This is a genomic window from Ruegeria sp. BF6, assembly GCF_056538665.1.
In genome coordinates, this window is the sequence record NZ_JBQFTN010000027.1 from 16108 (window position 1) to 27640 (window position 11533).

9 protein-coding genes are annotated in these 11533 nt (G+C 58.3%); 3 read left to right on the plus strand and 6 right to left on the minus strand.

The features are described 5' to 3' along the window. Positions 1 to 24: 24 nt before the first annotated feature. From sstT to ACR0IM_RS23850, 4 genes are all read right to left on the minus strand, one after another. Positions 25 to 1254: a serine/threonine transporter SstT gene (gene sstT, locus ACR0IM_RS23835; protein ID WP_480683418.1), complete on the minus strand. Its 1230-nt coding sequence runs from the start codon at positions 1252 to 1254 to the stop codon at positions 25 to 27. Between the two features lie 150 nt (positions 1255 to 1404). Further along, a complete protein-coding gene (locus tag ACR0IM_RS23840) occupies positions 1405 to 1923 on the minus strand; it encodes a hypothetical protein (RefSeq protein ID WP_480683419.1) in 519 nt (172 codons plus the stop codon). A gap of 38 nt (positions 1924 to 1961) precedes the next feature. After that, positions 1962 to 2429, minus strand: coding sequence for an isochorismatase family protein (locus ACR0IM_RS23845; protein ID WP_480683420.1), 468 nt, complete (start codon positions 2427 to 2429; stop codon positions 1962 to 1964). A 19-nt stretch (positions 2430 to 2448) separates the two neighbouring features. Then, entirely contained in the window at positions 2449 to 2862 is a 414-nt protein-coding gene (locus ACR0IM_RS23850) for a VOC family protein (protein ID WP_480683421.1), read from the minus strand. Positions 2863 to 3043: 181 nt separating this feature from the next. On the opposite strand from ACR0IM_RS23850, the gene ACR0IM_RS23855 reads away from it, so the two are divergent. From ACR0IM_RS23855 to ACR0IM_RS23865, 3 genes are all read left to right on the plus strand, one after another. Beyond that, the gene (locus ACR0IM_RS23855) at positions 3044 to 4141 is read left to right on the plus strand and encodes an efflux RND transporter periplasmic adaptor subunit (protein ID WP_480683422.1); all 1098 of its coding nucleotides are present in this window, start codon (positions 3044 to 3046) and stop codon (positions 4139 to 4141) included. Positions 4142 to 4148: 7 nt separating this feature from the next. Then, entirely contained in the window at positions 4149 to 7277 is a 3129-nt protein-coding gene (locus tag ACR0IM_RS23860) for an efflux RND transporter permease subunit (RefSeq protein WP_480683423.1), read from the plus strand. A 69-nt stretch (positions 7278 to 7346) separates the two neighbouring features. Beyond that, positions 7347 to 9152, plus strand: a complete 1806-nt coding sequence (locus ACR0IM_RS23865; RefSeq protein WP_480643516.1) for a BCCT family transporter — start codon at positions 7347 to 7349, stop codon at positions 9150 to 9152. A 331-nt stretch (positions 9153 to 9483) separates the two neighbouring features. Here the strand turns inward: ACR0IM_RS23865 and ACR0IM_RS23870 are convergent, their stop codons facing one another. Both ACR0IM_RS23870 and ACR0IM_RS23875 read right to left on the minus strand, forming a co-directional pair. Continuing rightward, positions 9484 to 10017 carry a hypothetical protein gene (locus ACR0IM_RS23870; protein WP_480683424.1) on the minus strand — a complete coding sequence of 178 codons (534 nt, stop codon included), beginning with the start codon at positions 10015 to 10017 and terminating at the stop codon, positions 9484 to 9486. Positions 10018 to 10412: 395 nt separating this feature from the next. Continuing rightward, the gene (locus ACR0IM_RS23875) at positions 10413 to 11411 is read right to left on the minus strand and encodes a helix-turn-helix domain-containing protein (RefSeq protein ID WP_480683425.1); all 999 of its coding nucleotides are present in this window, start codon (positions 11409 to 11411) and stop codon (positions 10413 to 10415) included. Positions 11412 to 11533 lie beyond the last annotated feature (122 nt).

Consider the following 11533-nt stretch of genomic DNA (forward strand, 5'->3'; position numbering starts at 1 on the left):
TGCGGGAAGGGGGAGAGGGGTCGCCTATGCGGCGATCTCTTCCATCGGCAGTTTGCGTGGGTACGGGTCGCCGCGCTTGTACGACCCGGCTGCAGTGAACAGCACGTCGGTGGACGAGTTCAGCCCGGTTTCCGCGGAATCCTGCAGGACGCCGATGATAAAGCCGATGCTGACCACCTGCATGGCGGTTGCGTTGTCGATGCCGAACAGGCTGGCCGCCATCGGGATCAGCAACAGCGACCCGCCGGCCACACCCGAGGCTCCGGTGGCGGCAATCGATGCGATGACGCTCAGGAACAGGGCTGACAGGAAATCGACCTGAATGCCCATGGTGTGCACGGTCGCCAGTGTCATCACCGTGATGGTGATCGCGGCACCGGCCATGTTGATCGTGGCGCCGATGGGGATGGTGACCGAATAGGTCTCCTCGTCCAGGTTCATGCGGCGGCACAGTTCCATGTTGACCGGAATGTTGGCGGCCGAACTGCGCATGAAAAACGCGGTGATGCCGGATTCCCTGAGGCAGGTGAAGACCAGCGGATAGGGGTTCTTGCGGATGCGCAGGAACACAATCAGCGGGTTAACGACCAGCGCCATGAAGACCATACAGCCGATCAGAACCAACAGCAGGTGACCATAGCTGGCAAGCGTTTCAAAGCCGGTCTCGGCAATGGTTGAGGCCACGATGCCAAAGATACCGATGGGCGCGATACGGATGATAACAGAAACGATCTTGGTGATAGCACCGTCCAGATCCGACATCAGCGTTTTGGTCGAGTCGCTGGCGTGCCGGAAGACCAGCCCAAGGCCAACAGCCCAGGCGAGAATGCCGATATAATTGGCCTGTGCCAGCGCGTTCACCGGGTTGTCCACGATCTTCAGAAGGATGTTTTTTACCACCTCGGCCAGACCGTCCGGGGCGTCCATCAACTCCGGAGTGCCGGTCAAATGCAGAGTGACCGGGAACGTGAAACTGGCCACGACCGCAACCAGCGCAGCTGCAAAAGTACCAAGGATGTACAGCAGAACCACAGGCCCCATGCGGGCTTGACTGTCTTTCTTGTGGTTGGTGATTGCGGCGCAGACCAGGATCAGAACCAGCACCGGCGCGACGGCTTTCAGCGCGTCTACAAAGAAGTCACCCAGCAGACCGACGGCTGAACCGGCGGCAGGCCAGAGGGCGGCGAGAAGGGCACCGGTCACAAGGCCGATGATGATTTGAGTAACCAGGCTACCACGTAGAATTAAATCCATCGGGACCATCCTGTTTGACTGGGGGCCTGCCGGGGAACTGAAGCCTCCCAATCAGGCACGGTTAAGTTGCAAGATTGGGCGCAATATGGGCACTTTGGATCCAATTTGAACATCTGGACTTAACAAATAAGTCCAGATGGGGGTTTTAGCCTAGCGCTCTGCCGTCTCGCACGGTCTGACTTTGGGGGTAACCGTGGACACCCGTTTCAGGCTCCACGTGCAGGTTTGAACAGTCAGGCCAGGAAGGTTTGGCACCTGATCCGAGGCCCAAACGCTGGTGATCGAAAAACTGAAAGGTGTATCCGTGGCGGCGGGGAACAGCCGGGCGAGTTCCTTCGAGGGAAACGTACCGCCGCAAGCCTCGAAATACCCGCTGACCAAACTGCCATCAGGTGCCAGAGCAACCGAACCGGTATAGAGTGAATACTCCGCCCCGAGCTCTTGTTTGTCGGTATAAAGCAGGTCGATCGAGATACGATCCCCGTCTTGAACAATTCCGGCGCGCATCGGGTCGGACCAGCTTGACGGCACTCCGCCGGTGGTGCTGTCGCAGGCGTAGAGGCCTTCATACTGGCCAGTCAGTGAAAAGCTATCTGCATGTGCTGGTGAAAAACTACCGGCCACAACAAGGGCGATGGCCGTTACTTCAAGAATGTATTTCGAGGTCATTATGGGCTTCCTCTCCTTTGCGGACAGGGACTGCGCCGTCACAGAATATCCGAGTGCTTCTCAATCACCTGGCCAAAATGATGCCGCCAGAGGTCCACGCCCAGCGTACCGCTGCGATCCAGCGAAGACCCGACGACCGTATCCGCAATTATGGTCGGTAGCAGGCCCGCGTCAAACAGGGTGAATCCTGCGGCGAGAACACAGGTGTCGGCCTGAATACCGCAGACCAGAACGCGGTCGACCTTCCAGTTGTGAAACTGGTCGATCACCTCTGGCGGCGGGCCGTAGCCGTATTTCAGGATGGTACGATCCGCCCGAACAAGGCTGTCATCGACCGAACGGGGTTTCCATCCGAGTTGCCGGAAGAAGGGTACTTTTGCCTCGTCATTGCGTTCGACCGTGGCGATGGACGGGAAATGCGACGCCAACAACTGGCTACGCTCGACCAGCCAATCCGGCGGGTCAAAGCTGGGTTGAACATCGACGATCAGTACGGCCTGTTTCAATGCGTGCCTCCGACGTTACTTACACCGCCTGATGGACCTCGATGATATTGCCTTCGGGGTCGTGAAAGAAAAGCTGATGCCATTCTTTCGCGAAGGCGGTGCCATAATCCGAATAGGGGATGCCGTTATCGTCCAGCTGTTTCTTGAACGCCTCGATATCGTCGGTGCGAAAGGCGATATGGCCACGCTCGACCGGGTTGATCGCCTCGCCATGTTTAAACGCGACGTCGAGGTTTCTTTCAGCCAGGTGCATCTGCATCCCGCCATCGGTCGCAAACCGGATCTTGCCGCTGTAGCCCTTGTCTTCGGTTGCATCGGGGCGGGGGAAATTCTCGATCGGGATATCGTCCAGCCCAAGGACCTGCGTGTAGAACCGGTGCAACCGGTCGACATCATCGGACACAAAGTTGATGTGGTGGAATTCGAGTTTCATGCAGGCCGGGCCTTTTGGTTGGTGCGCGGTGCCAGAAAATCCCAAGAACGGGGGGCTGGCAAGCCCTGCGTCAAAGGGATTGATATGGTTGAGAAATGCGCAGGTGAATGAGCCCAGAAAACCGTTGCGCCAATGCGGGGATGTGGGGATAGTTAAGGAATTACAAACTCCCGAGGGTCTCATGAAACCTTCTGCTCTGTTTGTTTGCGCATTGATCCCCCTGTTTCTGCCGAACCCGGCAGCGGCCCAGGCTGACGCGCCGCCCAGCGTGATGGTCGCGTTGGTGACGATGGAAAACCTGCAGAAACAGGACCGGTTCGTTGGTCGGGTTGTAGCGGATCAAAGCGTGGACCTGCAGGCCCGGGTCGAAGGGTTTCTGGAAAAGGTCAACTTTACCGAAGGTGGAACGGTTGCCAGAGGGGATGTGCTGTTTCGGATCGAACAGAAGAAGTACGCTGCCAGCATGGACAGCGCTCAGGCTGCACTGAAAAGCGCGCAGGCCAGCGCGCGGTTGGACAAAGCAGCGTTAGACCGTCAGCAGGAGTTGTTCGACAAGGGTGATATTCCGCAGGCTGTTCTGGATACGGCCTTGGCGACCTATGCTGCGAGTCAGGCGGCAGTGGATGAAGCACAAGCCGATTTGAAGATTGCCCAGATTGATCTGGACTATACAGAAATCCTCAGCCCGCTTGACGGACGTATCGGGTTGTCGGCAGTGGATGCGGGTAATCTGGTCAGCTCGGATACCGGCGTTCTGGCAACCGTCACCAGCGTTGATCCGATACTGGTCAGCTTTTACGTCAGCGAACCGGTTCTGCTGCAAGAACGCCGCAAAGGGCGGATCACGCCGGGTGACATCAAGCTGACCACGGACATCGAACTGGCCGACGGCGAGACCTATCCCACCCCGGGCAAGGTGAACTTTGTCGGCGACAGCGTCAGTCAGGACACCGACACGATCGAACTGCGCGCCAGCTTCGCCAACCCTGATGGGGTGCTGATCCCCGGCCAGTTTGTGACCGTCAGCCTGACCGGGTCCGAAGACCCCAAGGTGCTGACCGTGCCGCGCAACGCGGTGCAGTTCGATAAACAGGGATATTTCGTTTTCTCGGTCGATGGGGACAGCAAGGTTCACCGGCAGAATATTGAGATCGGCACCCAGACCGCGACCCGTACGCAAGTCACATCCGGGTTGTCCGAGGGCGACCGCGTGGTGGTGCAGGGGCTTCAAAAAATACATGACGGGCTGGTCGTGAAAGCGGTCGACAGTCAGGGGTAGGGCCGGTTTGATCGCGCACTACTTCATCAACAGGCCACATTTCGCAACTGTCATTGCGATCCTGTTGGTTCTGTTCGGTGCGGTCTGCGTGCGCCTGATCCCGATCACTGAATATCCCCATATCACGCCGCCGCAGATTTACGTTGATACCTCGTACCCGGGGGCGGACGCACAAGTCATTCTGGAATCCGTTGCCACCCCCATCGAAGAGCGCGTGAACGGCATTCCGGGCATGTTGTCCTTATCCTCCAAAAGCTCGAATGACGGCACTTATATGCTGAACGTGTCGTTCGAGCTGGGCACTGATCCGGATGTGGCTGCGGTTGAGGTGCAGAACCGCATCGCGTTGGCCAGTTCCGAATTGCCCTCGGCGGTGTTGCAGCAGGGGGTCGAGGTGACCAAACGGTCGGGTAATATGATCGTGGTAATCAACCTGACCTCGCCCGACGGTTCGCGGGACGAACTGTTCCTTAGCAATTTTGCCGCCGATTTTCTGCATGACCCATTGCAGAGGTTGCCGGGGGTCGGAACGGTCTCGCAATTCGGCCAGCTGGAATACAGCATGCGGGTCTGGATCAATCCGGTTCGCATGGCGGCGCTGAACATCACCGCAGCCGAGGTGGCGGACGCGATCAAGGACCAGAATGTCATCGCCGCCGCCGGGCAGGTCGGGGCACCTCCGTTTGCGGAAGGGCAGACCGACTTTCAGTTCAAATTGCGAGCTGAAGGGCTGTTGCGCGATGCCGATGAATTCGGACGGATCATTGTCGCCTCGGATCCCAACGGGTCGGTCACTCGGTTGGAAGATATTGCGCGAATTGAACTTGGCGCGGCGACCTATTCCGGCTCGACCAAGCTGAACGGCAAGGACTCGGCCACTGTAGCGGTCTATCAGGAAAGCACCGCAAACGCGCTTGAGATTTCTGACAATCTGCGCGTGCTGATGAAGGAGCTGTCGGCGAAGTTCCCCGAAGGTGTCTCATATGAGATCACATATGATGTAACTGACGCAGTGCGTGTTTCGATCCGCGATATCATGACGACACTGGCCCTGACAGCGGGGCTGGTGATTGGCGTAACCTTCCTGTTCCTGGCCAGCCTTCGTGCTACCATCGTGCCGGCTATCTCCATTCCAGTATCGCTGCTGGGCGCGGTGGCGCTGATCTATGCCATCGGGTTCAGCGCCAACATGATCACCCTGTTTGCTTTGGTGCTGGCCATTACGTTGGTGGTGGATGATGCAATCATCATTATCGAGAACGCCGAACGTATATTGCGCGACGAAGGGTTGGACCCGCGCGAGGCAACGCTAAAGGCAATGTCGCAGGTCAACCGTCCAATCATCGCCACGACCTTTGTATTGGCGGCGGTGTTCGTACCGGTCTGTTTTTTTCCTGGCGTGACGGGCACTATTTATTTCCAATTCGCTCTGACGATCATCTTTGCCTTTGTCCTGTCTGCCGTGAACGCTTTGACTCTTGCGCCAGTGCTCTGCGCCATGATGCTGAGGACTGAAAGCAAACCTAAAGGTCCGTTAGCCGTCGTTCCGACGGTGATCGTCTGGCTGCGGCGCCAATATCTGCGCCTCGTGTCGTTGATGCTGCGGTACATGGCGGTGTCGCTGCTGGTGTTTACCGGGGCTGTGGGACTGACAGTGTACCTGTTCAACACAGTCCCGACCGGCCTGATCCCGCAGGAGGATAACGGCGTTCTGATGGCGTCGATGGAGCTTCCGGATGGCGCCTCGCTGCAACGTACGCAGGCGTTTATGGACAAGGCGGGTGCGCTAATCGAACAAACGCCGGGGGTTGAATCCGTCACCGTCGTATCCGGCCATTCCATGCTGGCCGGGGGGCGCCCGAACGCGGGCATGGTCATCGTCAAGCTGACACCATGGGATCAGCGCACCAGTCCCGATCTGCAATGGCATGCCATCATGCACAGCCTTGAGCGCAAACTGGCGGCGCTGCCCGAAGGGGTTTCTTACGTCTTTCCGTTCCCGACCATTCACGGGCTTGGCTCGACCGGTGGGATTTCGGTCGAACTGCTGGACCTGGGAAATGGGGACGGCGCGCATCTGGACGCGGTGATGAACGGCTTTGTCACCGCCCTGAACGCCGCACCAGAATTTTCCCGCGCGCATGGCAGTTTCTCGGCTCAGAGCCCGCAATTCAAACTGTCCATCGACCGTGACAGGGCCGAAACTCTGGGCGTCAGCGTGGCCGATATCTTCACCGCGCTGCAGGCCAATCTCAGTTCGTATTTCGTGGATAACTTCATCCTGAATGAACGTGTCTATTGGGTGGTGATCTCTGCTGATGCTGAATTCCGCCAGACGCTGGACGATGTGGATAACATCTATGTCAAAAACAGCGCCGGAGAGTCTCTTCCCGTGCGCAATTTCGTCAGCAATGAACCGGTTCTCGCGCCGGATACGGTGCCACGCTACAACCTGTTCACGGCGGCTTCGGTCAGTGCACAGCTGGCGGACGGGGTCGGTTCCGGCGATGGCATTCTCGCGATGCAGACGATTGCCGACGAAACCCTGCCCGAAGGGTTCCGGATCGACTGGTCGGGCGTCACCCAGCAAGAGGTGAAGGCGAAGGGGCTGGTGCCCTACATCATGCTGTCAGCGCTGGTGCTGGCCTATCTGTTCCTTGTGGTTTTGTATGAAAGCTGGGTGCTGCCGCTGTCGATCATCACCTCCGTGGTCTTCGCGCTGTTTGGGGCACTGATCCCGCTGGCGCTGCTGCCTTTCCTGACCAGTAATATCTTTGCTCAGGTCGGGATGGTGCTGCTGATTGGCTTAGCGGCAAAAAAGGCGATCATGGTGGTCGAGTTTGCCAACCAGCAACGCGAGAGCGGTGTCAGCATCCGCGATGCAGCTCTGAAGGCGGCGGAAATCCGGTTCCGGCCGGTCACCATGACGGGCCTGTGTTTCATCGTGGGCGTTCTGCCCCTTGTCCTGTCCAGCGGGGCAGGGGCGGCGGCGCGGGTCTCGGTGGGCTATCCGGTTCTGTTCGGTATGATCCTCGACAGCACGCTGGGTCTATTGATGATCCCGGTGCTCTACGCGGCGTTCCAGAGCTTGCGGGAATGGCTAATCAGCTTGGGACGTGTCCACCGCAAGATCTGAAAATTGTTGCAGTCTTTCAGGGTTTGCCGGATGCTGAGCGGCACCGGAACCGAGGCGGGCCCAAGCAACATGTCGCTGCAAGACCCCTTTACGGACCTGAAAATCGAACGGCAGGACAGCGGGTTCTACAAGGGCTACAACCTGCCGATCGCGCTGGTCAGCAAGATCGTTGTGTCGCTGTTGGTACTTTGGGCGTTGGTCTGGCCGCTGAGCGCAAACGATACGCTGCGGTCATGGAAATCGGGCCTGTTGAGCGAGTTCAACATTTTCTACGATTTCTCGGTTGCGCTGTTTGCCTTCTTTCTGATCGTCATAGCGATCATCCCGGCAACCGGTCGAATGCGGTTGGGTGCTGAGCGGGAACGGCCGGAATTCTCCAACTTCTCATGGTTTTCGATGATGTTCGGGGCGGGGCTGGGTGTCGGTCTGATGGTCTATGCTACCGCCGAACCGCTGGGTCTGTGGGAGACCAATCCTCTGACCGTCGCGGGTGAGGTCGAGGCCAAAAGCCAAGAGGCAATCAAGGGGGCCTACCGATACACCTTCCTGCATACCGGGTTTCACGCCTGGGCCATCTATGTGGTTACAGGGCTGAGCCTTGCCTATTACGCCTATACCCGTGATATGCCGCTGACGATCCGGACCGCACTGACACCGCTGCTGGGGGAATTTTCCAATGGTGTCGCGGGTCATGTGATCGACATTCTGGGAGTCGTAGCCACAATCCTCGGGGTGGCAGTGACCATCGGATACGGGGTGTCGCAATTGGTGGACGGAGCGTTTCTGATCACAAGCGCGGAATGGCTGATGGACGGGGTGATGAAGCCCTCGACCGCTGGTCTGATCCTGGCGCTGGCAACCGTGATGTTGATGTCGACACTGTCGGCGGTTTCGGGCGTCGGGCGCGGGGTAAAGTACTTGTCGAATCTCAATCTGATCCTGTCGCTGATCCTGCTGGCGGTATTTGTCATATTCGGTTCGTTTGCCTTTGCCATGACGACCTTTGGGCGGGCGCTGGTGGACTACATCATCCACTTTATCCCGCTCAGTCTGCAAGCCTATGGCCCGATGTCCGAGGCCGAGTTTGCCTCGGCCCTGCCCCCCGAAGCTGCCCCTTTTGCGGGTGAGCTGTTTCCCGGCGCGACCGATGCCTGGGGCACCCGCGACAGTTTTCTGGCCGGGTTGAGTGGCGAAGCAGCCGCCCTGTCCGATACCACGATACACGCGGCTTATGCGACCGGAACACCGGGGCGTTTATTCGGATGGCAATCGGGCTGGACGACGTTCTACTGGGCGTGGTGGATCGCCTTTTCCCCGTTTGTCGGCCTGTTTCTTGCCCGTATCTCACGCGGACGCACTGTGCGAGAGTTCATCCTGGGTGCGGTGATCGCGCCGTCGCTGGTGTGTTTCGCCTGGATGACCATTCTGGGCGGTTCGGCCATTGATCTGGAACTGAACGGAGACGCCAATGGTGCGATCCTGTCGGCTTCGACCACGGCCACTTTGTTTGTGACCCTTAGCCAGATGATTTCGGGTCATATGCTGGTGATCGTGAGCTTCATGTGCGTGGTGCTGACGATGACCTTTCTGGTCACCTCGGCGGATTCCGGAATATTGGTGATGAACACGATCATGTCCGGCGGAGCCGAGGAAACCGGAGTCGTGCATCGCATCCTTTGGGGCGGCCTGCTGACGCTGGTGATCGGGACGCTGCTGATTGCTGGCGGTGGCGGGCTTGAGGCGCTGACCAATTCGATGATCATCGGCGCGCTGCCCTTCAGCGTTGTCCTGCTGCTGATGTGTGTCGCGCTGGGCAAGGCCATGATCAACGATCTGCGGCGCGCGCGCTATGATGAAAACCCCACCGAACGTTAAGCCCGTTAGAGCTTTCCTTGATCTCTCCGTCGGCGCGCGCTTCATGAAGCTTGCGAAACTTTGCATGTACTGTCCCGTGAGGGGCAAAGGATTGAAGGTCTTTGGCATCCCCGGTGAAACGTAGGAAAGGGGCGCGTCATGGCTGACGTTCAAGGTTACGCACCACTTTTTGAGCCCATCGGCCTGGAGCCCGTTACTGCAAAAAAACCGGTTCGACCGCGTGCTCAATTGCACCGGTCTGGACCATCTGCGCCTTCGGCCAGGGGCCGCCCGGCGCTCCGGTGAGGCCGGGTTTCCTATCATCTATGTGTGTGCTGGCCACGGCTTGCCTCTATTCCGAGCGGGTTTCACAGGTTAAAATTGCGGCGATCGTGCGGGCAAGGAAGACATGCACGGCACGGCCCAAAACGTGTAATTCGCCAACTCCAGCATTGCCGTCACAACCTTTGTCGGGCGCACCAAATCCTACCGCCCGTTCACGCCGTGCGATATCTACGATATCACCCGGCTGGTCGATTGGCTGGACGACATCCACGTGCTGGGGGCTACCGTTTTGGTCACCGATGACTTCACCCCTGACATGAATTCGGAATTTGTCTACCCTCAGCTCATTGACCGCGAACGCACAGATATATGGGAAAACGCGGTCAAGGTTGATCTGCTGCTGCATGCGCAGGACAAGGCCCAGGCCATTCTGGGCGCGTATTTCCCCAACTATTTCAAGGTCGAGAAAACCCGGGTGCGTGATGAGTTCCCCATCCTTCTGGACGCTGAAGACATGCGGAGCACCCGGAGTTGAGGCGTGGATGCGGCGGCAAACCCCGAACCTATCCATCTCGGCCAGGCTGATATCCGGAACGATCATGTTCGGTCCTTTGCGGGCGGCTTGGGGCTTCGCGCATTAGCCGACACTCGCGGTGGTAACCTGACGTCCCGCGCGTTCTGGCGCCAAACTTAACGGCTCAAGCAGGTGTAGGCATCAACAACCAACAGGACTCACATTGCGCTTTGTTTCGTGTGTTTGCTGCGGGATAGCCATTCACGCGCGCAGCGCCACCTGCTCCGAAATCGATTTGGCCGCGGTATGTCCAAGGCTGCTCAAATAATGCCGGTCCATCGGGATTGCGTTGTCCGACTCCGCCGCACGCGACAATATATCAGTTGCGATCAAAGCCGCGAAGTCGATGAACGCGCGGCCTGCAGGTAATCCGCACCAGTGGTGCAGATTTCGCGCAGACATACAGAAAACCGGCCTTTGCCTCAGACTGGGCGGCGGCGATCCGGGAAACCTCCGGCAAAACGGCGGTTTCGGACATCTCCGGTGGACATGTTGTAGTGCGCCCGAAACGCGCGTCCTAACGCGGCAGCGGAGGAGAATCCTGTTGCCGTGGCAATCTCTGTCTGTGGCATGTTGGTGTGTCGCAGCAGGCTGTCGGCTCGTTCCAACCGAAGCTCTCGGTAAGTTGTCAGAAGCTTGACGTTTGTCTTGCCGAGAAACCGCCTCTGCAACTGACGGGTAGAAGCGCCTACAACCTGAGACAGATCGGAGATTTTCAGCGGATCTTCCACGTTATTCAACATTGTCCCGATCACCTGCCGTACCATCGGATCGGCTCCGGACCGTTGGATCAGGCGGGTGGCAAGCTGGCTGGAGTAACCGCGTTCCGGCTCGGTCAGGCCGATATAGCCGCGCAGGATTTCGGCCAGATGCTCACCGTGATCCAGGGCCACGCACTCTGACAACAGCCGGAGTGCGCCCAGCTTGGTTGCGGCGCTGTGCACGCGGTTGTCAGGTGACCTGTGTGTGTTCTCGTGGCAGTCAGCAAGCCCGATTTCCTGTGCCGCAGCGGCAAAGTTCGGGTGGATGGAAGCGATTGTTTCATCGACCCGCCCAGTTTGTGCCAACAGCAGCACTGCTCCGCCGACCAGTATCGATCGCGACGCCAGGCTCAATACCTGCGAAATCCGGGTTTTGTCTGCGATTTCGCAAGGCCATGCTTTGTAAATGTCGCCCCAGAAAATTGCCGTACGACCTGTCCAATAAAGTGGGTCGCCCGCAGAGCCGGTCGCGGCACATCGGAAATTCACGACATAGATGTGATCTTCGACCAGATCGTTCAAAGCCTGAAAGAACTCGGCAACCATTTCGACCGACGCTTTTGCGTGGGGATCAATCAGGAAAACGTCGATGTACTGTGTTCTTTGAGACCCTCGATTGGCCGGCCGTGTGTGGTCGTTTCCGAGGACATAGTGTTTCATCGTTCCTCCACCTGCCATTCGTGGGGTCGACCCCCCGCCATTTTGGCGGGGGGATCTGATTTTTATTCTGCGGCGTCTTGGTATGCGTCCATTGGGGGGCATGTGCAGACGAGGTTTCGGTC

Bases quoted from the DNA above. Each gene is read 5' to 3' on its own strand.
- ACR0IM_RS23865 (WP_480643516.1), top strand. From the start codon at position 7,347: ATGTCGCTGCAAGACCCCTTTACGGACCTGAAAATCGAACGGCAGGAC.
- sstT (WP_480683418.1), bottom strand. From the start codon at position 1,254: ATGGATTTAATTCTACGTGGTAGCCTGGTTACTCAAATCATCATCGGC.
- ACR0IM_RS23850 (WP_480683421.1), bottom strand. From the start codon at position 2,862: ATGAAACTCGAATTCCACCACATCAACTTTGTGTCCGATGATGTCGAC.
- ACR0IM_RS23855 (WP_480683422.1), top strand. From the start codon at position 3,044: ATGAAACCTTCTGCTCTGTTTGTTTGCGCATTGATCCCCCTGTTTCTG.
- ACR0IM_RS23875 (WP_480683425.1), bottom strand. From the start codon at position 11,411: ATGAAACACTATGTCCTCGGAAACGACCACACACGGCCGGCCAATCGA.
- ACR0IM_RS23840 (WP_480683419.1), bottom strand. From the start codon at position 1,923: ATGACCTCGAAATACATTCTTGAAGTAACGGCCATCGCCCTTGTTGTG.
- ACR0IM_RS23870 (WP_480683424.1), bottom strand. From the start codon at position 10,017: ATGATCGTTCCGGATATCAGCCTGGCCGAGATGGATAGGTTCGGGGTT.